Annotated in this window: 18 protein-coding genes; 3 read left to right on the forward strand and 15 right to left on the reverse strand. The window is 57.2% G+C overall.

What is annotated here, in order from left to right:
* Positions 1-3: 3 nt before the first annotated feature.
* From KIH86_RS21655 to yfcE, 5 genes are all read right to left on the reverse strand, one after another.
* A complete protein-coding gene (locus KIH86_RS21655; protein ID WP_223084450.1) occupies positions 4-651 on the reverse strand; it encodes an amino acid ABC transporter permease in 648 nt (215 codons plus the stop codon).
* A gap of 121 nt (positions 652-772) precedes the next feature.
* The gene (locus KIH86_RS21660) at positions 773-1588 is read right to left on the reverse strand and encodes a basic amino acid ABC transporter substrate-binding protein (protein WP_235775534.1); all 816 of its coding nucleotides are present in this window, start codon (positions 1586-1588) and stop codon (positions 773-775) included.
* 274 nt (positions 1589-1862) lie between these two features.
* The gene (gene aguB / locus KIH86_RS21665) at positions 1863-2738 is read right to left on the reverse strand and encodes an N-carbamoylputrescine amidase (RefSeq protein WP_223084451.1); all 876 of its coding nucleotides are present in this window, start codon (positions 2736-2738) and stop codon (positions 1863-1865) included.
* Positions 2739-2802: 64 nt separating this feature from the next.
* Complete coding sequence (locus KIH86_RS21670) at positions 2803-3837, reverse strand: agmatine deiminase family protein (protein ID WP_223084452.1); 1035 nt, start codon at positions 3835-3837, stop codon at positions 2803-2805.
* Positions 3838-4277: 440 nt separating this feature from the next.
* Positions 4278-4826 carry a phosphodiesterase gene (gene yfcE / locus KIH86_RS21675; RefSeq protein ID WP_223084453.1) on the reverse strand — a complete coding sequence of 183 codons (549 nt, stop codon included), beginning with the start codon at positions 4824-4826 and terminating at the stop codon, positions 4278-4280.
* Positions 4827-4874: 48 nt separating this feature from the next.
* On the opposite strand from yfcE, the gene KIH86_RS21680 reads away from it, so the two are divergent.
* Entirely contained in the window at positions 4875-5102 is a 228-nt protein-coding gene (locus tag KIH86_RS21680; RefSeq protein ID WP_223084454.1) for a hypothetical protein, read from the forward strand.
* 95 nt (positions 5103-5197) lie between these two features.
* On the opposite strand, the gene KIH86_RS21685 is transcribed toward KIH86_RS21680, so the two are convergent.
* The 9 genes from KIH86_RS21685 to KIH86_RS21725 form a co-directional block, all read right to left on the reverse strand.
* Positions 5198-6682, reverse strand: a complete 1485-nt coding sequence (locus KIH86_RS21685; RefSeq protein WP_223084455.1) for a glutamate synthase subunit beta — start codon at positions 6680-6682, stop codon at positions 5198-5200.
* 397 nt (positions 6683-7079) lie between these two features.
* Positions 7080-7901 carry an ABC transporter permease gene (locus KIH86_RS21690; RefSeq protein ID WP_235775535.1) on the reverse strand — a complete coding sequence of 274 codons (822 nt, stop codon included), beginning with the start codon at positions 7899-7901 and terminating at the stop codon, positions 7080-7082.
* Between the two features lie 205 nt (positions 7902-8106).
* Positions 8107-8904, reverse strand: a complete 798-nt coding sequence (locus KIH86_RS21695; RefSeq protein WP_223084456.1) for an ABC transporter permease — start codon at positions 8902-8904, stop codon at positions 8107-8109.
* A 7-nt stretch (positions 8905-8911) separates the two neighbouring features.
* Positions 8912-9949 (reverse strand): ABC transporter ATP-binding protein, encoded by a 1038-nt coding sequence (locus KIH86_RS21700; RefSeq protein WP_223084457.1) that lies wholly within the window; start codon positions 9947-9949, stop codon positions 8912-8914.
* Positions 9950-10243: 294 nt separating this feature from the next.
* The gene (gene pulA, locus KIH86_RS21705; protein WP_223084458.1) at positions 10244-12202 is read right to left on the reverse strand and encodes a type I pullulanase; all 1959 of its coding nucleotides are present in this window, start codon (positions 12200-12202) and stop codon (positions 10244-10246) included.
* A gap of 177 nt (positions 12203-12379) precedes the next feature.
* Complete coding sequence (locus KIH86_RS21710; protein WP_223084459.1) at positions 12380-12970, reverse strand: C39 family peptidase; 591 nt, start codon at positions 12968-12970, stop codon at positions 12380-12382.
* The gene (locus KIH86_RS21715; RefSeq protein WP_223084460.1) at positions 12967-16404 is read right to left on the reverse strand and encodes a PAS domain-containing hybrid sensor histidine kinase/response regulator; all 3438 of its coding nucleotides are present in this window, start codon (positions 16402-16404) and stop codon (positions 12967-12969) included. Before KIH86_RS21715 ends, KIH86_RS21710 begins: the two co-directional genes overlap by 4 nt.
* 215 nt (positions 16405-16619) lie before the next feature.
* Positions 16620-17555 carry a glycosyltransferase family 2 protein gene (locus tag KIH86_RS21720; RefSeq protein WP_223084461.1) on the reverse strand — a complete coding sequence of 312 codons (936 nt, stop codon included), beginning with the start codon at positions 17553-17555 and terminating at the stop codon, positions 16620-16622.
* Between the two features lie 231 nt (positions 17556-17786).
* On the reverse strand, positions 17787-18584 hold the full coding sequence (locus KIH86_RS21725; protein WP_223084462.1) for a YheC/YheD family protein: 798 nt from the start codon (positions 18582-18584) through the stop codon (positions 17787-17789).
* Between the two features lie 137 nt (positions 18585-18721).
* Here KIH86_RS21725 and KIH86_RS21730 point away from each other — a divergent pair, with 137 nt between their 5' ends.
* Both KIH86_RS21730 and KIH86_RS21735 read left to right on the forward strand, forming a co-directional pair.
* A complete protein-coding gene (locus tag KIH86_RS21730) occupies positions 18722-19969 on the forward strand; it encodes a glycosyltransferase family 4 protein (protein WP_235775536.1) in 1248 nt (415 codons plus the stop codon).
* A 130-nt stretch (positions 19970-20099) separates the two neighbouring features.
* Positions 20100-20426, forward strand: a complete 327-nt coding sequence (locus tag KIH86_RS21735) for a P-II family nitrogen regulator (protein WP_223084464.1) — start codon at positions 20100-20102, stop codon at positions 20424-20426.
* Positions 20427-20671: 245 nt separating this feature from the next.
* On the opposite strand, the gene KIH86_RS21740 is transcribed toward KIH86_RS21735, so the two are convergent.
* Entirely contained in the window at positions 20672-21916 is a 1245-nt protein-coding gene (locus KIH86_RS21740) for a DUF445 domain-containing protein (RefSeq protein WP_223084465.1), read from the reverse strand.
* Positions 21917-22387: the final 471 nt, after the last annotated feature.

Below are 22387 nucleotides of genomic sequence, written 5' to 3' on the forward strand. Positions count from 1 at the left end.
TTTCTACATCCTCCGTTCGATATAAGCCAGCAGCTTGTTAAGCAGATAAGTCAGCACGAAGTAAAAGACCGCCGCTGTCAGATACGGCTCCCAGATCCGCATATACTGGCCCTTCATCGTGTTGCCCCAGTACATAATCTCCGGCGCCGCGATCAGCGCGAGCAGAGAGGAATCCTTGACCAGGACGATGAATTCGTTGCCAAAAGCCGGAACCATCCGTTTGATAGCCTGAGGCAAAATGACGAACCGCATCGTCTGCCGCCCCGTCATCCCCAGTGACAGTGCGGCCTCGCGCTGGCCGGGATCGATCGACTGAATGCCCGCGCGGAAGATCTCCGCCGAGTAGGCGGCCGAGTTCAGGGATAGTGCGACGACGCCCGAGATCAAGGCATTGGTGCTGCCGTAGAAGAACGGAACGACGCCGAAATGCACCATCAGAATCTGCACATACAGCGGTGTGCCGCGCAGGAAGTTGATGTAGGCGATAAAAGGCCACCGGGCTACCGGATTCTTCAGCATCCGACCAAAGCCGATCCCGAGGCCCAGAATGGAGCCGATGATGATGGACGCGATCGAGAAGCCAATCGTATACAGAGTGCCTCGCAAAAATAAGGGCAGGTAGTCGCCGATGATGCTAAATCTGAAATCCATCTTGTTCTTCCCCTTCTCTTGTATCTCTTCATCTAATAATCTCGTACTCTATAAATCTTCTCTTCTAAAAAAACAAGCACGCGCAATAGTATTCATTACGCATGCTTGTCATTGCTCCTGATTACTCTGCGTTCTTCAGGTTGGTCAGATCCGGAGCTTCGCCGAACCATTTCTTGTAGATTTCCTCGTACTTGCCGTTCTCGATGATCTTCTTGATCGCCGGGTCCAGCTTCGCCTTCAGGTCGCTGCCCTTCGGGTACAGGATGCCATAATACTCGGAGCCGAAGTTCTCCTTGTCCAGGATGCCCACCAGCTTCATCTTTGGATTGTTCTTGATATATTCCCGCACAATCGCGATGTCGGCTACTACCGCATCGGCTCCGCCATTATCCAGCTCCATCATGGCTACCGCGTTACTGTCGAATCGCTTCAGTTTCGTATTACCAACGCCCATAATGCCGCTCATGAGATCGTCAGCGGTGGTAGCTGTCTGCACAGCGACCTTCTTATCCTTCAGGTCCAGCGCACTCTTGATGTCGCTGCCTTCCTTCACCATAATCATGTTCGTTGATTCAAAATAGGGAACCGAGAAATCGTAGGTCTGCTTGCGTTCGTCGGTAATCGATACGGAGGACAGGCCGGCTTTGTATTCCGTACCCTGCTTCACGCTCTCCAGCATCGTGTCCCAGCCCGTGTTGGTGACTTCATATTTAATACCGGCCTCTTCCGCAACCGCGGCAATAAAGTCGATGTCAAAGCCCTTAATCGTATCCTTGTCCATATACTCCATCGGTGCGTACGTAGCGTCGCTCGCGAATTTAATCACTTCACCGTCCCCGCCGGAGCCTGAACTCGAGTTATCCGATCCGCAGCCTGCCAATGCCAGCACCAAAATTGCGATCAAAGCTGACATGATCCATTTATTCGTACCCTTCATCTCTCAATCCCCCCAATAGTTTATCTATTAACATACAGAGATTTTAACAGAATAAAGCATAGATGACAATTATCATTTCTCCATTATGTCATGTTACATAACATATTATCGGAAGTTTGTAACATTCTGATCCGGGCCTCCGCCACTGGGAAATTGCTGACAACGTCCTTTGGCCGCCCTACCTTTTACCAGGAAATCGAGGCGCATGCAAAAAAGGCACTCACGGGCAAATGACCCGAAAGTGCCTTTGAATTTATCTTAAAGTATGCGCTAATCAGAAGGTGAGGTCACCGTCATAAGAGGCGATCAGCCGGTACAGCTCCGGCCGCCGGTCGCGGAAAATGCCCCATTCGATCCGGCCGGTCTCCAGCGCATCCAGATCGAAGTCGGCCACGAGCACGGCTTCCTCTTCACGTCCGGCTTCAGCCACCTTGTTGCCTTGCGGTCCGGCAATGAACGAGGAGCCATAGAAGCTGATGCTCGAATCCTCATCCTCTTCGCGGCCGATCCGGTTGGACGCCACGACGGGAATCAGGTTGGACGCGGCATGGCCGAGCATGCACATCTGCCAATGGTCCTTGGAATCAATGCCGCTGTCCTGCGGCTCCGAGCCGATGGCCGTCGGGTAGAACAACAGCTCCGCGCCCATCAGCGCCATGACGCGCGCCGCTTCGGGATACCACTGATCCCAGCAGACGCCGACGCCGATCTTGGCGTAGCGCGTGTTCCATACCTTGAACCCGGTATCGCCGGGGTTGAAGTAGAATTTCTCCTCATAGCCCGGGCCGTCCGGGATATGGCTCTTGCGGTACTTGCCCAGCACGGTTCCGTCCGCGTCGATGACGGCGAGGGAGTTGTAGCGGGCATAGTTCTTCTTCTCGTAGAAGCTGATCGGCAGAACCACCTTCAGCTCTTTCGCCACTTCCTTGAAGTGGTTCACAGCCTTGTTCTGCTCCAGCTCCGTCGCATATACATAGTAATCCGACTTCTCCTTCTGGCAGAAGTACGGGGTCTCGAACAGCTCCTGCAGCAGGATGATCTGGGCACCCTGCGCGGCCGCTTCCCGGACGAGCCGGTCAGCCTTCGCGATGTTCTCTTCTATATTGCTGGAGCAGCTCATTTGCGTCGCCGCTACGGTTACTTTTCTCAAGTGGTCAGCCTCCTTGCTGTCTGAATCGGGTACATATGATCATTCGGCCGTCTTCCGGCCGTCGTTACACCCTATTGCCGCTTGATGTCGGCATTTGCTGGGTGAGGCAGTGCACATTGCCGCCCTCGCGGATAACCGCGAGTCCGTTCACCGTCTTGATCTTGCGATCCGGGAACAAGCGCGTAAGCGTCTGCTCCGCCGCCGCGTCGGTCTCCGGTGCGCCGAAGACCGGCAGGATGATGCCGCCGTTGACGAAATAGAAATTGAGATAGCTCAGCGTCAGGCGGCTGTCTTCATAATCAGCGCGCGGCGGCTGCTGGATGGTGACGACCTCCAGCTTCCGTCCCTGCGCATCTGTCGCTTCCTCCAGAATCCGCAGATTCTCCTGCGTGATGGCATAGTTCTCATCCTGCGGGTCGTCCGATACTTGCAGGATGACCTTGCCGGGAGCCGCGAAGCAGGCGATATTGTCGACATGCCCGTCCGTCTCGTCGCCGCTCAGGCCCTGCTTCAGCCAGATGATCTTCTCCACGCCGGTGTACTGGCGCAAATACTCTTCGATATCGCCGCGTCCGAGTCCCGGATTGCGATTCGGATTCAGCAGGCATTCCTCGGTCGTAATCAGCGTGCCTTCGCCGTCCGTATGGAACGAGCCGCCTTCCATGACCAGCGGCGCATCGAAGCGCGTGGCCTTGACCGAGTCCAGGATCTGAGGTGCAACCTTATCGTCCAGATCCCACGGCGAATACTTCCCGCCCCAGGCGTTGAACTTCCAGTTCACGCCGGCCAGCTGGCCGTCCGGGTTAAGCAGGAAGGTCGGCCCGTTGTCGCGAATCCAGGCATCACTGTGACTGATCGGCTCATAGGCAACTCCCGGTCGGCCCACAACGCGCATCACTTGATCCTGCTCCCCCGGATTCACAATGACAGTCACCGGCTCGAACTCGACGATCGCCCGGATGATTTCGGCATAGCCCTGGCATACGGATTCATGCTGCTCCGGATAGCACATGGAATCTTGTACCGGCCACGAAATGAAGGTGCGCTCATGCGGCGCCCATTCGGGCGGCATTTTATAGTAGAAATCGTTAGGATTCATGTAGTTAGCCCGCCTTGCAATTAGGATAGGAAACGCGCTCACCTGCGCATTCCTCACCCATCATACAATAATATCAATCCGCACTCAAACTCAATTCCGGGGCAATATCACACGGACTTAGGGCCGGGTCAGCTCCCGGTTCAGCTCCGGCTCAACTCCGGTTCAGATGTGGCTCAGGCCCGGCTTAGCTCCGGCACGGGCCGGCCGGGTAAGCTCAAGGCCCAAGGAACAGCACCGAAACCAGGGATAACCGGCCTGATGGCCTCCCATGCCGCGCCATGCGGTTACCGGGAAATTGAAACGCATGAACAAGCGGGCAGCTTGCACTTGCGAACAACTCAAAAACGGGCGACCCGCCGAAAGCCGTCTGCCGGCTCTTTCTGCGTATCACCCGTCTGGCTGCCTGACTTCCTAACACCGCCTTGCATGCTAGCCGAGCATCAGACGATCTCGATTTCCTTGATCGTGTCGCCCGAGAAGCTCTTAACGGTATATTTTCCGCCCTCCAGCACCGCATAGGAATTCGGATAATTCTCCTTCGGCAGGGAGATCGAGCCCGGATTCAGCACATAGATGCCATCCTTCTTGTCCGCCACCGGCACATGGGTATGGCCCTGGATAAAGATATCCCCCGGCTGCAGCTCCGGCAGGTTCTCCATGCTGAACCCGTGTCCGTGGGTGGCGTAAATGCGTCTTCCATCTGCCCACAGCTGCGCGTAGTCACCCATCATCGGGAACGCCAGCAGCATCTGGTCCACCTCGGCGTCGCAGTTGCCCCGGACAGCCGCTGTAATCCGTCCTTTGATGGCATTCAGCTCCTTCGCGACACCCTGAGGGTCATACCCTTCAGGAAGCGGATTGCGGGGGCCATGATACATGAAATCACCGAGGAATACGAGCCCGTCCGGTGCTTCCTCATTAACCTTCTCCAGCGCAAGCTTCAGCCAGTGGAGCGATCCGTGAATGTCGGAGATGAACATCAGTTTCATCGAAATCATTCCTTTCGTCAAAAATAAACGTCTGGCGGCATCCTGTAGATGCCCCATATAAATATCCGTATACCATCATACACCAATCCACCGGACGAAGGGGACGTGCCCCGGCAGCGGCGTTTCCCGGCCTTATTCCTGGCCTCCGGCTGGACCGGGCGGGCAGTTCCATCAAGGGCGTCCGGCAGCGGCGGAGAGTTCCATCGAAGGCGCGGCCGGAGGCTCTGCGGGGAGCCTGTCGTCTCCACGCTCTCCGCCAAAGACAGCGAACGGTAAAGAGCTGGCCTGCTGGGTTGACGGCTGCCGGGCAGATTTTCCGGCAAAAAGGCGCCCGCTTGGGGCGCCTCATGTTCGGGCTCTATGATAGGGATTTACGGCAGATTAGACGAGCCCATCAAGTAACGGTCAACTTCGCGGGCGGCCTGACGGCCTTCGCCGATTGCCCATACTACAAGGCTCTGACCACGGCGCATATCGCCGGCGGCGAAGACGCCCTCGACATTGGTCGTATGCACGCCGTATTCGGCCTTGACGTTCGTGCGCTCATCGCGTTCTACGCCGAACTGTGCCGCTGCCGTATCTTCCGGGCCGGTGAAGCCCAGCGCCAACAGCACGAGCTGCGCCGGAATCACTTCTTCGCTGCCCGGCACCTCTCTCGGGATCATGCGGCCATCCTCATTGCGGGCCCACTCGATCTGGACCGTGCGCAGCTCCTTCACATGGCCGTTCCCGTCGCCGACGAAGCCCTTCGTCGATACGAGATACCGGCGCGGGTCCTCATGGTACACGGCCTTCGCCTCGACCTGGCCGTAGTCAACCTTCAGCACCTTCGGGAATTCCGGCCACGGGTTGCTCGGCTGGCGGTTAAGCGGAGCCTGAGGCATGATTTCCAGCTGGATCACGCTCTTGCAGCCGTGGCGCAGCGAAGTGGCCACACAGTCAGTGCCAGTGTCGCCGCCGCCGATTACGACGACATCCTTCCCGGCGGCGGACAGATACTCGCCGTCCTTCAGACCGGAGTCAAGCAAGCTCTTCGTGTTCAGCGTCAGGAACTCCATCGCCTGATAGACGCCGGACAGCTCGCGGCCTTCAATCTGCAGATCGCGTCCCTTGGTCGATCCGCCGCAGAGAACGACTGCGTCATAGCCGGCTTTCAGCTCATCTGCCGAAATGTCTCTGCCAACTTCGGTTCCGGTAATGAACTCAACGCCTTCTGCCGCAAGCAGATCGACGCGCCGCTGTACTTTCTTCTTGTCCAGCTTCATGTTCGGGATGCCGTATGTCAGCAGCCCGCCGATCCGGTCGGCCCGCTCATACACGGTCACGAAATGCCCCGCTTTGTTGAGCTGCGCTGCGCAGGCCATACCTGCCGGACCGGAGCCGACCACAGCTACCTTCTTGCCGGTACGGGCAAGCGGCGGCTCGGGCTTGATCCAGCCCATCTCAAAGCCCTTGTCAACAATCGCCTTCTCAATCGAGCGAATGGCAACCGGCTGACCGTTCATGCCCACGGTGCAGGAGCCTTCGCAAGGCGCAGGGCAGACTCGGCTGGTGAATTCAGGAAAGTTGTTCGTCTTGTGCAGCCGTTTCAGGGCCACTTCCCAGTTGCCCTTGTAAACCATATCATTCCATTCCGGAATCAAATTATGAATCGGACAGCCCGCAGCCATACCGGACAGCATACGCCCTACATGGCAGAACGGCGTTCCGCAGTCCATACAGCGCGCGCTCTGCTCGCGCAGCTTCTCTTCGCTCAGCGGCACCGAAAATTCATCCCAATTCTTGATACGCTCAAGCGCGTCGCATTCGCCGGGGGCTACCCGCGCATATTCCAGAAATCCCGTAGCTTTACCCATCCCTGTCATCCTCCGTGTTAGGTAGATTGGCCGCCATCGTCGGCCGCGATTCCTTCTAGATGCCGCTTACACCAAGGACTTCAGTCCCTCCGGGCGTCTGTTGTATGACGCAGTAAAGCAGCGAAGCGGCAGGCTGCAGCCGGTCTACTGCCCCGGCTCATGGTTGTCCGCCACATTTAAAATTAGAAGTAAGTAAGAAGTGAATCCATATTAACATCCGCTTTCACGTTCCGAACGTGAGCAATGTCACCTTTTCCCCAAACTGAGAACATCATTTTAGCATTCTCACACAAATTTCAAATTTGAATCTTTAAAAACATGTCCATTAGGGCGGTTGCGGCCGGATAACAGGGTCTTGTCAGGCTGGACAACGTTTAAGCTTGCCGACGCCGAAGGGCTAATTGCCTGTGCTCTCATACCGCTTCAGTCCGGTCCTCAGCAGAAGCAGCGCCACGGAGACAACATAGACCGCCACAAGTGGACTCAGCCAGCCGTAGCCGACCCACTCTTCCTTCCCGAACAGAACGGCGGCAGGGAAGAAGCTGACGAAGGCGAATGGAACCGCCAGTGAAATGAACAGCTGCAGCCCGAGGGAGAAGATCGTAATCGGATATTTGGCGAATTCGCCCATGTTATGCACCATAATCGGAAAAGCATTGCCGCTCGCCTTGATCCAGAACGCGGAGCAATTGGCCGCCAGGTTGATGCCGACACGGATTGTCATCGCTGGCACAAGCATCACCAGTGCGGTTAGAACCGTTCCGATGCTCCAGTCAATCCCAACATGCGCAAGCGAGATGGCGATGATCGAACCGCCGATCAGGATGTTTCCGATCCCGTTCATTCCGATGCCCGTGCAGAAGATTTGAAGCACCACCGGCATGGGCCGGACGAGATAGCGGTCCAGCTCTCCCATGTTCACCAGCCGCAGCATGCGCCAGGTCCCCTCGAAGAACAGCGATCCGACGCCTTCGGAGACATAAATCGCGGCGTACATGAACGCCACTTCCCACATCGTCCAGCCCTGAATGACGGGAATCCGGGAGAACACCACCCACAGGAACAGGAAGCCGACGATCTGGGTCAGGGCTGCCGAGAATATCATGACGTAGAAGTCGGAGGAATACTCCAGAATCGCCTTCAATTGCTGCACGAACAGCCGCCGATACAGAAACAGCACACGCCTTGGAGACATTCGTACGGGCACTGTCTTGTTCATCCTTGTATCACCTCCTTGCAATATGTCTCAGATGCCATCAATCCCGCACTCTCCAAGCAACGAATCTCAGGCGTCAACTGTACGCCCTTGCAATTTGTCGCAGCCTTCGCGGATACGGTCCATCCGGTTGCTTGCCGCGCCATCTCTATCCCCCGCATCTGCCATCTATCCTTCATATCTGCCATTTATCCTCCATGTCTAGCTTTTATCCTCCATGTATGGTGATTTGCCGAACCGCCCAGCCCCACATCCATTTGCCGAGCAGCCAAAGCGCCACGATCCAGAACCACTGCAGCGCGATCAGACCCAGAGCCTCGCTTGCAGTATGCATGCCGAGAAAAATCGTCGACGGCGTGTTGACGATGCCCTGAAAGGGCAGCACCATAGCGACGGACCGGAGCCAGCCCGGAAAAAAGGCGAGCGGCACCAGCGCCCCCGACAGCAGGTTCGTCACGGCCATCCGGGCCCAGATGACGCCGATCCCGCTGGTCGTATAGAAGCAGACAAGGGCGGCGCAGTAGACGATACCGAATTTGACGAGAATGGAAGAGAGCAGACTCACCGTGAACAGCAGAGCAGTCACTCCGCCTTGCGGAAGTGGGACGCCGAGCGCAGTGACCGCCAGAATGCCAGTCAGCACAGCACTGAGCAGCCCTTCCAGCACACAGGAGCCCAGCGACTCCGCCAGGCGGGCTTTTTGAAAGTCGAGCGGCTTCAGGAGATCCATGGCGACCGTCCCATCGATAACCTTGCCGGTAATGCCCGATTCCGAGTAGTACGACAGCATGGAGTTGACGAAAAAGGTGACCAGCAGGTAAGCCTTCATCTGGTTCCACTGAAACCCGGCAATTTCTGTCTGCCCGGCATAGATCGACTGCCACAAATAGTACATCGCAACCAGCGTCACGAAGTTTCCAAGGAAGCTGAGGACAAACGCCAGCCTGTAGGACAACGTATTCTGCATGGAGCAGACGGCGAGCGACCAATACTTTTTCAGCGCCATGTCAGAGCTATGCCTCCCTTGCCGCGGCCACCGGCGTATGCGCTTTCAAATCCAGGCTGCCCTCATACACCCTGCGGATAATCTGCTCGATGCCTGGTTCGTCGATATGAAAATCAATTACTTCCCCCTCGCCGATAATCCGCTTCACAATCTCGCTTGCCGTGATCCGGAACCGGTCGAAGGTGATTGCGAGGTTCAAGTCGCCGGTCTGCTGTATGCCGATCTCCGGCAAGTCCGTGAATAGCCTGTCCGGTTCCGCAATTGGCGCTCCCATCTCCAGATGGATCGTCCGTTCTCGTGCAAAAGCGTCCTTGACCGCAGCCAGTCTCCCGTCAAAAATAATCCGTCCGTGATCTATAATCACGAGCCGTTCACACAGATCCTCGATATCGCCGAGATCATGAGTCGTCAGCAGCATCGTCGTGCCCTTCTCCCGGTTCATTTGCTTGATGAAGGCCCGGATGCGCATTTTGACCGATACGTCCAATCCAATCGTCGGTTCGTCCAGATAGACGATCTTGGGATCATGCAGCAGGGCGGCTGCGAGATCTGCGCGCATGCGCTGGCCAAGGGACAGCTTGCGTGCCGACAAATGCAGAAACTCATCCATTCCGAGCAGTTCAGAGAACGCTTCCAAATTTCGTTTGAAGATGCCAGAGGGCACCTGGTAGATGTCTTTTAGCAGATTCAGAGATTCCCGGACCGGAATATCCCACCACAGCTGCGTGCGCTGGCCGAATACTGCTCCAATACGCTGTGCGTTCGCCATCCGCTGCTTATACGGATTTAATCCGTCCACCCTGATCTCGCCAGAGGTCGGAACAAGCACGCCGCACATCATCTTGATTGTCGTTGACTTGCCCGCCCCGTTGGGGCCGACATAAGCTACGGTTTCTCCCTCCCAGATCGTCAGATCGATTCCCTGCACCGCATGTTTGTCAACGTATCGCTGTGTGAACAGATGCTTCACCGCGCCGGCCAGTCCCGGCTCTTTAACCGCCTGCCTGAACACCTTGTTCAGACCGCTTACTTCAATCAAGCTCATGCACGGCAACAACCTTTCTTATGTAATTAGGTAAAGATGCCTTAAATGAATATCTAAACTATTATATTTTATTGCTTCATGTCTGCATACTGTACCTTTTAGTGGAAAAACCCGGACTTTTTTAAGCGTACCCGAATAAAGTTCCGAACGCGCCGCCATCCATTTTCATGTCAAAAAAGCACTCCCGCCTGCGGCGGAAGTGCTTGCTTATGGTCTAGCAGCGGGAATAGTCCGGCTGCCGGACAGGCCGCCTCTCTATGTCCACGAAGCTGGAACGCAGCTGCCAATCCGGAATCAGAGAACGGCCAGCACCGTCATTCCGATGCCGCTGACGGTTATCTTGCCGTCTTCCAGCGCGGAAATGGACTCCGCGCCAAGCAGCGGCTGCCACGAGCCGAGCTTCGGAATCGGAAGCGCCACTTCGCCCGGCACAGCGCTGTAGATGACCAGCAAATGCTCTGCCTGGTCGCCTCCGGCATGACCACGAAGCGTGTACGCGATGACGTCTGCTGGCGATGCCTCGAAGACCAGCTTCGCGCGGATCTCTTCCGCGCTCCGCATGCGGAACGCCGGATGAGCTTTGCGCAGCCCGATCAGCTTCTTGACATAGGCGACCTCATCCTGAAGCGCGGCACAGCGCTCCCAGTCGATCCGGTTGATCTCGACAGGACTCTTATAGCTGTTCTCCACGCCGTTCTTCGTCCGCATAAATTCCTGGCCGGCATGCAGGAACGGAATGCCCTGGCTCATCAGGATCATTGCCGTCGCAAGCCGGTGCATGGCGCGAAGCTCTGCCTCCTCAACTTCCCCCGCCGACAGCACCAGCTTATCCCAGAGGGTATGATTGTCGTGGCATTCCACGTAATTGACGCTCTGCTGCGGCTCCTGCACGAACTGATGGATGCCCGGCGCATAGGGAATCCCCCCGGCGATGCCCGCCATCACCTCTTGCTTGGGCACGGGTCCACCGCTGACAAACCCTTTGACGTCATGCAGGAAGATGTCGCCCTTCACCACATCGCGGAATCTGTCGTTAAACTGGCCGATGAGCGGAATCGCTTCGCTGTTATGCTGGCTCGCCTGGCGCTCCGGCGCAAGCTCCGTGTCTAGGTCCCAGCCTTCGCCGATCATCAGGATGGACGGATCGATCTCCGCCGAGAGCCGCCGCCGGATTTCATTGATCGTATCCACGTCCATGAGCCCCATCAGGTCGAACCGGAACCCGTCGAACTTGTACTCCTTCGCCCAGTACAGAACGGAGTCCGCAATGAAGCGGGACATCATCTTCCGCTCGGTGGCGCAGTCATTGCCGCAGCCCGAGCCGTTGGCGAGGCTGCCATCCGGCTTATACCGCAAATAGTAGCCGGGTACAAGCTTCGTGAAATTGACGCGGTAGCCGTCGTAGACATGATTGTAAACGACATCCATAATAACGCGCACTCCACGGTCATGAAGACTTTGGATCAGCTCCTTGAGCTCCCGGATTCGGGACGCCGGTTCATAAGGATCGGTGGCATAGGAGCCCTCCGGAGCGTTATAGTTCTTCGGGTCATATCCCCAATTGAAGTGGGGGAGGTCGAGCTTCGTCTCATCCACACTTTCCGTGGCGTAATCATACACCGGCAGCAGCTGCACATGAGTAACGCCCAGGTCCGCGATATGATCGAGTCCGGTCAGAATCCCTCCCGGGCCCCGCGTCCCGTTCTCCGCAAGTCCGGCGAACAGACCTTTGTGCCGGATGCCGCTTTCAGGATGAATCGAATAATCCATCACATGCAGCTCGTAAATGACGGCATCAACCGGGTCCCCAAAGGCCGGCATCCTGGCAGACCATCCCTCCGGGTCCGTCTTCCGCAGATCCAGAATGGCGCCGCGGTCGCCGTTGACGCCGACAGCTCTGGCATAAGGGTCCGCCGCTTCATTCCACTGGCCTTCAATCATCACACGGTAAGTATAGTACTTGCCTTCCAGGTCACCCGTTACGCTTGCGGTCCACGTACCGCCGGTCCCCCGGTCCATGGAGATCACCCTTTCGGGTTCTCCCTGCCAGGATGCATACAGAACAAGCTCAGCCTGCTCCGAGGTCGGGGCCCACAATCGAAAAGACGATTGCTCCGGGGCATAGCTCAGCCCCAAATCCTCTCCGTCATAACCGAACAGCTCATCAAAACGTTCATCGAAGACCGAAACTCCGCCGGTTACCGCAGAATCGCCGTAGCGAATCGGTTCATCCATCTCTCTTTGTACCGACAATCCAGACACCTCTCCTTTATCCCATAGCACTTCAGGAGGCACACCTTCCCCAGTGCAAACGTTTCTACAACTTTCAACCGGGATTATACAATGGGGGAAGTTGGCTGTCAAACCAACTTCCCCCTACGTTTTCTGCAAAAAGTGTCATTCTATTTTCAAACCATCATCTATCGGCTCTTATTCGATCCGAAGAGCTACCATGGACAGCACGTCCGCGTTCCGCGTATAGCTGATCCTCCGCTCCCGGCTCGGGTCAAAGACGCCGTCCCCGCACCTTAGGCCGTTATCCTGAACAAGCAGCATCGGCCCCTGTTCCGTCAGCTCGTACCCGATCCCGACTGTCCAGTGATAGTCGAAGTCATAATTCCCCCTCCAGCGGAAGGACAACCATTTATCGAACTTGACGGCAACCGGCCGGTCCGCGTCAATCTCGGCTTTATACTGCTCGAAATCGCTCAAACGCCTGATCTCAATAGCCCGGGATTGCCCGAGCGAACTTCGAAGAAACGCCTTCATTCCCCTGGCAAGAGCAGTCGCGCTCATTCCCCAGGGTCGGCCTCCATATTTTCGGTATAAATGGTTCATTTGATTCACTTTCGAACCGAAATGTTCCAGCCCGATCCTTCCGGACACCCCAAGGCGGCGGCCCCAGTACTCCGCGATTGCAGCCATCGTCGCCGGACCGCAGGCCGAGGAAGCGGATTGAACACCGGGAGCCCACTGGGTATAAGGTTCTACCGCAAGTCTGCGGCTATGGAAGGCGGTCATCTCGTCATCGCTTCCATTCGGGCGCGAAGCACCCTTTCAATCTCGGAGGAAAGAAAGGGCTTGCTGATGAAATCCCGCATGCCAACAGCTATGCAACGCTCCCGGTCCTCCTTGCCGGCATAGGCCGTGACGGCCACAATGTAGGGCAGCCGGTCCGCGGGCAGCATGTCCCGAAGGCGGGCAGCCGCCGTAAGTCCGCTCATGACCGGCATCTGGACATCCATGAAGATCACGTCATAGTGATCTTCCATGGCGGCACGAATGGTCTCCTCACCGTTCTCCGCGAGATCGGCCTCGTACCCTCTTTTCTGCAACATGGTACTTAGCAGCTTCTGGTTGACGGGCTGATCCTCCGCAATCAGGATACGGAGCGGCCCGAACTTCGGCCTGCCGGGCAATTGTCCAACGGACTCTTCCCGGTCTGCGGAAGCGTCGTCATACTCATTCTCCGCATGATCTCCATTTTCTTCCCACTCCGGGGTATCGACCGGCAAGGTGAAGTAGAAATCAGAGCCCTGTTCCGGGACGCTCTCCACACCGATCATGCCGCCCATAAGTTCGACGAGCTTCCTGCATATGGCAAGCCCGAGGCCCGTTCCGCCGTACTTGCGGTTGATGGACGGATGCAGCTGGGAGAACGACTGGAACAGGAGCGGCGCCTTCTCCGGCGCGATCCCGATTCCAGTATCCCGGACATGCACCGTCAGCGCATATTGGCCTGGCGAGCCTCCGTACTCCGCACCGATATCGATCAGGATCGACCCGATTTCCGTGAACTTCACCGCGTTGCTGATCAGGTTCACCAGAATCTGCCGCAGCCGGGCGGCATCCCCTACGATCACCTCAGGAACCCCCGGCCCCATGCTTCCGGAGAAGTCGAGATTCTTCTCCTTGGCTTTGGCCCGGAAGAGCTCGATCACGCTCTCCAGCACCTCTCCCGGAGCGAAAGGCTCCCGGGCGATAGCCATCTTGCCGGCTTCGATCTTGCTGAAATCCAGCACTTCATTCAGGATATTCAGCAGCGAGTCGCTGCTGTCTCCGATAATATCCACATAAGCGCGCTGCTCCTCGTTCAGTCCCGTCTGCGACAGCAGCTCGGTCATGCCCATGATGCCGTTCATCGGCGTGCGCAGCTCATGGCTCATGATCGCCAGGAACTCCGACTTGGCCTGGTCCGCCTTCTCCGCCGATTCCTTCGCCTGGAGAATTTCCCGCTCGTCCGTAATGTCGCGGAAGACAATGACTGCGCCCACATACTCGCCCTTGTCAAACAGCGGCGTCAGCTGGTAAGAGGCCAGAAAGCTCGTGCCGTCTCTTCGCCACAGCACAGCTTCCTTCCCCTGATGGGAGACGCCTCTTCCGATCGCCTTTAATAGCGGAGCCTCCTCAGGCAAATACGAGGTGCCGTCCAGCGCGGTCTGGTGGATGATATCCCGGTAGGAGAGCCCGAGAATATCGTCGTACTCAAAATCAAGCATATACGCCCCGGCCGGGTTAATGAACGTCACCTTGCCTTCGCGGTCAAGGCCGAAAATGCCTTCGGAGACCGCATTCAGAATTAGCGTGTATTCGTTGCCAAGCTTCTCGATCTGCTCCACATAGCGGGTGCGTTCCGTGATGTCCCGTGAAATGCCGTAGACGCCTACGACCCGGCCGCCCACGATCATCGGGATATTCGTGGTATTGATTTCAATCTCGCGGCCGTCTTTATGAATGATGGTCAGGTCGTAGTTTTGAGGATAGCCCTGTGCCGCAAGATTGAAGTGATAGAGCGTCTTATTGATGTCTTTTTCCGCAATAATGGGGCCGAAATACATGCCGATCAACTCACCCTGCGCATAACCGGTCAGAGCCTCCAGATTGGCATTGGCCGTTAAATAATCGCCCTCCAGATTCATCGAGTACACGGCGGAAGGGTTATATTCGAACAAGGACTTGTAGCGCTGCTCGCTCTCCTGAATCATCGATTCGAAATGCTTTCGCTCGGTAATGTCCCGGGAGACGGCGAGAATCTCCACAGAGCCGTCCTCTCCTGTGATATAGCGGCTGTTCGTCTCAAACCAGACATACCCTCCGTCCTTGCATCGGTTCCGGTAGGTGATGGGAGGATTGACACCGGAATGCGGAGTATTCTCCTCAGCCTGCTTCACCCTCAGCAGATCGTCGGGATGAAGATAGGCATAGGCGTTCATCCCCACCATTTCCTCAGGCTCGTAGCCAAGCAGCGTCCGGCTGGCCGGCGAACAGTACAGAATGGTGTTTCCCGACGGGTCTGTACGGACAATCAAATCCAGGGAGTTCTCCAGAGTCAACCGATTGTTCCGCTCGCTCTGCCTAAGCTGGCGCTCGATCTCCATCCGCTCGGAAATATCCTGCATCATGCCTACCAGCCGGCCGGGCTGCCCGCCGGGGCCGGGAATGGGTTCCCACTGCAGGTGCACGTAGATCATACGGCCGGCCGATAGCAGCAGGCGGAAGGAGACCTCCCCTGCAATACCCTGACTAAACGCTTCGCCGGCTCTTCGATCCAGCTCGGGAAGATCCTCCGGATCGACATACTGCCTGAATTCACCATAGGTCATGTCGCCCCCGGGCAGGGAGTAGCCGTACAGACGGCGAGCCGCCTCTGAGAACTGCAGCTTCTGCTTGTTCATATCCCACATCCAGGAACCGACCTTGGCCACCTTCTGCGCGACCGCAAGCGCGAACTCGCTCTCCATGCGTTCATTCACGCTGCTCGCAATGCTCAGTACCCGGGACAGCCTGCCATCCGGTCCGGCGATGTTCTGAAAGGAAATCTCAAACCAGACAAAATGGCCGTTCTTATGGCGCACCCGCCTGATGCGCGTGCTTCGGCCCATCTCTTCCCGGGACAGTGCATTCATCTCTTCAATATCTTCGGGAAAATAATAGCTGAGCCGGCTCGTGCCGACCAACTCTTCCGGCTCAAAGCCCATCAGCGGCTTGCATGAGGGCGACACGAAGGTAAGGGTGCCATCGGGCGTGCTGATAGAGACAATGTTCTTCGGACTCTTGGTAATAAGCTGGTACAGGTCCCGGCTGTCGACCGCCGCCTGCTCATCTGCCAGCCAGCCGCTGATATCCTGGGCATACAGCAGGATACCGGCTCCGGGATTGCCCGGTTCGGCCCACATGTATCGGAGAGACAGCACACGGCTGCGCTCCTTGCCGCAGAGCAGCGGAAGATTCCTTTCGTATACGCTGTCCGGAGAAGGGAGATACGCCCGGATTTCCGCATACCGGGGAAGCTCGGCGAAGCGGCTCTCCCCCGGAACCTCCGGGCATTCCAGAAGACGGCGGAACGCTTCGTTCGCTTTCAGCCGCTCTCCCTCTTCGATGAAGAGCGCCATCCCGATCGGAGCTTTCATCAAAGCGCGTTCATATATCGAATCTTTATCCGCCAAGTGGTCCATTTATCAGGACTCCTTTCTCTTGCAACCCGTGATTCGGTCATTTATCCAGAGCAAGACTATGCAGGTTGAAGCAGATCAGGACATGATTCAGTCGTATACAGGCGCAAAGGAAAGGAGCGGAGATCCCGGCGGCTGTTGACAGCGGAAGCACCCGGATTCGTGGCTGCCGCCAGGACTCCGGGTGCTTAACGATCTTCGGTATGATGATTTTATGATCAGACGCCAAGAGAGCCTCTCCGACCCTGAACGCCCTTAAGATCCCGTATGCCTCTCCGATAGCCGCTGCTTGCTTCTTTCCGACGCTGCAGAACAGTCTCCATATAGAGGAATCCGATCGTCCACAGCAGCATGGCGTAGCGGAAGGGCGTGATGCGGGTGCGGAGCCTCAGCAGCTCATAATGATTGATGACTTTGGTATAGGCTACGATCTCTTCCTTGTCCCGGGAAGCCGGCGAGCCATGATGCAGCAGCTTCAGATCCGGGTTCACAATCATCGGACCATGAAGACCGGCCAGATACGACAGATACAAATCCTCGCCCAGGCTGTAACCGTTCAGCCAATCCACCAGCTGCACGTCGCGAAGCGAAGCCTTCTTAAAGCACATATTGCAGCCGTGAAGGAATTCCGTCCGGAACACCTTCTTCTGACGGTTCCACAGATTCATCGCAGAGGCAAATCCGCTGTACGACAGCTTGCCGGGCGCCAGACGGCTACGGCCGCTGGCCAGCATCAACAGTCTTCCTTTCCGGGAACAAGAGAACTTCTGGTCGACTCCGCCAATAGCGACGACGTCCGGATACTGCTTAAAGGTCCTCAGAAGACCGGACAGGTAACCTTCATCCAGCTCCACATCGTCATCCAGGAACAGGAGTGTTTCATAACGGGCATTCTCCACTGCAAAAATCCGGGATCTTAACAGCCCCGCCTCTTCCCGTTTCTTCCGGTAGTAGACCAGCTCCATGCCGGAGGGAAGTTCCCGCCTGATCTCGTCCAGCCAAGACTCTTCCGTATCGCCGTCGTCGACAATCATAATTTCAACCGGCGAACCTTCCATATCCCGCTGTCTAAAAATTGAACTCAGGCATATGCGCAGGTCCTCATGCCGGTTTCGGGTACAAATAGCTACCGACAGCGTCATAGAATCGCTCAAACTCCCCACCCTTTCTTAAGGAAATCAACTGCAGAGGCAATCTGCGCACCGGCATCGGCCCTGGATGAATACTGCGGATGACACAGCTCCATGAATCACAAGCCAAACGGCGTATGGATTTCGCACAGCAAAATCCTCCGCCGTTATATTTCCGGTTTACGCGCAATTTTTTTGTATTTACCCTTTATTGTGCAGGTCTAAACATAAAAATCAAGTTATTAATGATTTTTATCACTTTCTGCGTTTCGTGCCAAGCTTGCGGGAACCAGCCGACTTTCCTTGCTGCGCCCGCCGGTAAGCCATCACTTTCCGGTACATCGATTTGTCGGAGAGCTGGTTAAAGATATACGGGTCGGGATTGGTGTTGACCTCAATGATCCAGGGTGTCAGTGTATGATCCAGCCCGATATCGACACCAATCTGCTTGAAGCCCGGATACTGCCGATGAAGATTGCGACCGATGTCCTCTCCCAGCCGCCGCAACCGCTTCAGCACCGTCGCCTGCTGGGCGGCGCTCATATGCGGGGAGAGAAGCTTCCCGACCGCTGTCGGCTTGCCTCCGGCATGATAGTTGGTCACGATCTTCCCTTTGGCCGCGACCCTGCCGATAAGCCCCGTCGTCTCCCATTTGCCCTTGGGGCTGAACTGTACCATAACGCGGATGTCGAAACGGCGGCCGTCCGCCTTCAGCAGATTGATTCCTTTCTGAATCAAATAACGCCGGCCCCGGGTCGCCGCCTTGAGCGACCGGTAAAAAGCTTCATAGGTGCTGAAGGTCCGGGCCTTTGTTCCTTGCTGATACTGGTACGTGACTCCCCAGGATTCGACCCGCCGCTCCACCCGCATAACTCCGCTGCCGTAAGTTCCGACTTCAGGCTTCACATAAACCATGCCGTATTTGTCCAGCATCCGCTTGGCGCTGTCCCGGGTAAGCTTGACCGTCTCCGGAATCACCGCCGCGATCTCCGGGCTTCGCAGCAGAACCTTCGTCTTGATCCATTTGCTCGTTAACGTGGATTTCGCTTTCATTCCCCTCTGCCACACTCCTTGTGCTCCTGCCAAAATTTTTCCCCAAGGTAAGCTATGCGTTAGCACCGGCTTTGGCATTGGTTATACGCCTCTGGCGCCCTAAAGTTGGGTATCCTTTGCGGGACCGGCGGCATATCATGCAGAAGAATTGGCATCCGAAGCGGAATGGAGGGATAGCTGTGAAGATTTGCATGATCGCGCCGGCCAGATTTCCGCTTCCGGGCAGCGGGTCCGTGGAAATTTGCATATGGGAGACGGCCAGGCGGCTTGCGGCCCGCCATGACGTCACCGTCATCAGCCGCCGCTGCCCGGGGCTCTCCCACCAGGAGAAGCGGGAGGGCGTAAGGCTGCTCCGCCTGCCCGCCGATATGCCCGGCCTCTATCTCGCCGAGACGCTGAACATCCTTCGGAGCGGGAACTTCGGGCTTGTCCAGGTCGACAACCGGCCGCATGTCGCGGCCACCGTCAAACAAGCCCTGCCCCGCACACCGGTCGTCCTGTTCCTGCACTCGCTGACGTTCGTTCCGCAGGAAGCGAAGGTGCGAAGAAGCCTTGGCTTCGCCGATCTGATCGCCGTCAACAGCCGGTCCCTGGCAGACCGCCTGCTGCGCCGCTTCCCCAGTCTGCTCCCGCCGCTTCGGGTCGTGCCGCTGGGGGCCGACCTCGCCCGCTTCGCGCCGCTCTCCCCGCAGCAGCGCCAGCAGATGCGCCGGGAAATGCGGCTGCCCCGCCGCTTCACGATTCTCTTCACGGGCAGGCTGATTCCCCGCAAGGGGGCGGCCGTCCTGATCCGGGCGGCGGCGCTCCTGAACAGACGCCGGTCTGTCCAGCTGCTCATTGCCGGATCGGGAGACCCATCCTATGAGCGCAAGCTGAGAAGGCTGGCGAAGCGGCTGCGCCTGCCCGTGACTTTTGCCGGCGGCATTCCCCACAGCGATATTCACCAGCTCTATCAGGCCGCCGACTGCTTCGTCTGCCCCTCGCAGCGGCATGAGTCGTTCGGCCTCGTCAATGTAGAGGCTATGGCAGCTGGCCTTCCGGTCGTCGCTTCCCGGATTGGAGGCATCGGGGAAGTCATCGAGCACGGCCGGACCGGCCTTCTCGTGGACCGCTTCCGGGAAGCCTCCGCCTTCGCCCGGGCGATCGAGAGTCTTGCGCGCACTCCGAAGACCGCCGCCGCCATGGGGCTTGAAGGTCGGCGTACCGCCCTTCAGACGTTCGACTGGGAGCGCACGGCGTCCAGGCTGGAGATGCTCTATGCCGGGCTCTGCCGCGCCCGGGAGCATTCCCCTGCGCGCAAGGAGAACGACGCCTCATCCGGAAGCCGGGACAGCCTGCCATACCGGTCTCATCAGATCAGCCATACGCTTTCAGAAATGCTGTGACTTTATTCGCTTATATCTAGTCTAATACGATGTATAATCGATTTGTAAGCGTTGCCATTACGAACAACCATACAGCGCCTGAGTCGGCAACACCCTGCATATTCTTCATGTCCAGAAAGGGTGGATTGTTATGTTAATGCTCGAAATCGTTGTAAGACCGGAGAAAGCGGATGAAGTGATGGAGGAACTGCTGCTCGCAGGCTTCCCATCCATCAGTAAAATGGATATATTGGGGCGCGGCAAGCAGAAAGGCATCCAGGTGGGCACGAACCATTACAATCAGATCTCCAAGAAGATGCTGATGATGGTCATTCATGAGGACGACAAGGAAGAGGTTGTCGATATCGTGAAGCGGACCGCCAGAACAGGCGATAACGGCTCCTTCGGCGATGGAAAGATCTTTGTCCTCCCGGTTCTGGAAGCGTATACAATAAGCACAGGCAAAAAAGAACTGTAATCATCAGGTGGCGGAGTGCCTGGCGGAACCCTGACGGACCCCAATTCCGCATGGGCGTTGGCGATGTCGGCAGCAGGGCAAACGCCGTTTCTCTCCCAAGGATGAATATCCTGCCGGATCTCCGTGGGACAACGGATGTTTGCCGATAAATATAAATATAAAAAGAGGGCGGCTCCCCGAAAGCTACTGAAAGCTTCGGAGGAGCCGCCCTTTTCTATGCCGTCTTCGCCTGATTCATGCGGCGATTAGAACAGCAGCCCGATGACGGTGAGCACCAGTCCCACGATAAAGCCGCACACAGCGCCGTTGACGCGAATCCACTGCAGGTCCTTTCCGACCTTCTCCTCCAGCATGGCGACGAGACTCGCATCGTCCATCTTGTCGAGATTCTCCTTCACCAGCACGCCGAGGCGGTAATGGTTCGCGCCCACAAAGCCAATCAGCGAAGAGCGGATTCTTCCTTCGTATTCGTCTATCCACTCCCGCTCGCCGGCTACCCGCCGGAGCAGCATGGCATAGGCGGCGAACAGCTTCCGCCCGCCAGCCGCCCGATCTTCCTCCAGCAGCCGGATGCCCATGGCGCGGATTTCCTCCATCCGGGCAAGCAGAAACGCGCCTGTCTCCTCTGCCTGAAGAGCGCGGACAGCCCAATCGCCCAGCGATTTCATCTTCTCCTCATCGTTCACAAGCTGGAACAGCGCTACCCGGATCTCGCGGACAATCCCTTCCCGGTAGGCGCTGTCCTCGGCCTGCACGTCGCGGATGGCGGATCGCAGCATGTTCTGCAGCAGATCGCCGAGCATGTCCTCGTCGACGAAGCCGACGAAAGCCTGGAAGGCCATGCCCTTCAGCCCGCCGAGCTTCACCTCGGACAGCTTGGAGGCTGCGAGGCGGCCCAGCATTGTCTGCGTCTCAGGCCGCGCGATCCACGCATCAGCCTGCGTGAGCCCGTAATCCAGCGCCTCTATGTCCTTGCCGTCCTGCAGCAGCCGCATCACGGCCTTGTCGGCGATGTCCTTGAGATCGGCTCTGCCCACATAGTCGGCCAGCGCCGACTGAAGGTACGGCAGCGCCTTCTCCACGGGAATCCGGCCGGCCAGCTCAGCCGCCCGCTCCAGAATTTCCATTCTCGCCTTCTTCCGGCCGAGAAACCGTGTCAGCATCGCGGAGGCCAGCGACAGGAACCGGATGCTGCGCAGCTTATTCTCAATGCTCTCTTTATTCAGCAGCTCGTTCTCCATGGCCGAGATCAGCGACTGGATGATTTTGTCCCGGTTCTTCAGCAGCAGAGATGTATGCGGAATCTTCAGTCCGAGCGGATGGCGGAACAGCGCCGTCACTGCGAACCAGTCGGCGATGCCGCCGACGAGCCCTGCCTCGAAGCCGCCGCGCAGCAGCTCCACCGCCGTATTGTCGGGGAGGAACAGCGTGATCAGGAACCCGATCGCCATGACCGCCAGCGATATCGTAGCCAAATTTCTGGATTTCATTGATTGCCCCCTGCCTTCAGTACCTTTTCCGAATGATAATGCCGGACATAAGACCGAAATCGGCCGGGATAATAGCCCGGCGGTCTTACGTAACACACATTGTACCACGAACCCTACCTGTTTTCGAAACAGACCTGAGACGGGGATTATGAATGCAGGAGGCGGGCGGCGGAAATGCAGGAGGTGGGCAGCAAGCTTGTAAAAAGGGGGAAAGCAGCATACCCGGATGGCGGAAGCTGCGCTCGCAGAAAGCATGAGTCTGCTTAACCCGAAATAGGCCAACCAGAAATTAGAAGTTTCTGGTTGGCCTGACAGTACGAAAAGCCCCCCTGCGCAGGGGGGCTCAGGTTCTACCCGTTCGGCGTTCGGGACGAAGCCGAACACACAACAAGCCGCCCAGGCTGTCTCGGGCCGGGGCAACTTGACTCTGGAGCGGCGGCGGAAGTACGGGCCGCCGCTATTCTACGTTGC

Origin of the sequence: Paenibacillus sinensis, from assembly GCF_019904155.1 — a bacterium.
Taxonomy (GTDB): Bacteria; Bacillota; Bacilli; order Paenibacillales; family Paenibacillaceae; genus Paenibacillus_AQ; species Paenibacillus_AQ sinensis.

Coding starts and splice junctions, on each gene's coding strand:
- KIH86_RS21725 (WP_223084462.1), bottom strand. CDS start 18,584: ATGAAAGCGAAATCCACGTTAACGAGCAAATGGATCAAGACGAAGGTT.
- KIH86_RS21715 (WP_223084460.1), bottom strand. CDS start 16,404: ATGGACCACTTGGCGGATAAAGATTCGATATATGAACGCGCTTTGATG.
- KIH86_RS21735 (WP_223084464.1), top strand. CDS start 20,100: ATGTTAATGCTCGAAATCGTTGTAAGACCGGAGAAAGCGGATGAAGTG.
- KIH86_RS21685 (WP_223084455.1), bottom strand. CDS start 6,682: ATGGGTAAAGCTACGGGATTTCTGGAATATGCGCGGGTAGCCCCCGGC.
- KIH86_RS21700 (WP_223084457.1), bottom strand. CDS start 9,949: ATGAGCTTGATTGAAGTAAGCGGTCTGAACAAGGTGTTCAGGCAGGCG.
- KIH86_RS21680 (WP_223084454.1), top strand. CDS start 4,875: ATGCCCCATATAAATATCCGTATACCATCATACACCAATCCACCGGAC.
- KIH86_RS21730 (WP_235775536.1), top strand. CDS start 18,722: ATGCAGAAGAATTGGCATCCGAAGCGGAATGGAGGGATAGCTGTGAAG.
- KIH86_RS21690 (WP_235775535.1), bottom strand. CDS start 7,901: ATGAACAAGACAGTGCCCGTACGAATGTCTCCAAGGCGTGTGCTGTTT.
- KIH86_RS21670 (WP_223084452.1), bottom strand. CDS start 3,837: ATGAATCCTAACGATTTCTACTATAAAATGCCGCCCGAATGGGCGCCG.
- KIH86_RS21710 (WP_223084459.1), bottom strand. CDS start 12,970: ATGACCGCCTTCCATAGCCGCAGACTTGCGGTAGAACCTTATACCCAG.
- KIH86_RS21660 (WP_235775534.1), bottom strand. CDS start 1,588: ATGAAGGGTACGAATAAATGGATCATGTCAGCTTTGATCGCAATTTTG.
- KIH86_RS21655 (WP_223084450.1), bottom strand. CDS start 651: ATGGATTTCAGATTTAGCATCATCGGCGACTACCTGCCCTTATTTTTG.
- KIH86_RS21740 (WP_223084465.1), bottom strand. CDS start 21,916: ATGAAATCCAGAAATTTGGCTACGATATCGCTGGCGGTCATGGCGATC.
- yfcE (WP_223084453.1), bottom strand. CDS start 4,826: ATGAAACTGATGTTCATCTCCGACATTCACGGATCGCTCCACTGGCTG.
- KIH86_RS21695 (WP_223084456.1), bottom strand. CDS start 8,904: ATGGCGCTGAAAAAGTATTGGTCGCTCGCCGTCTGCTCCATGCAGAAT.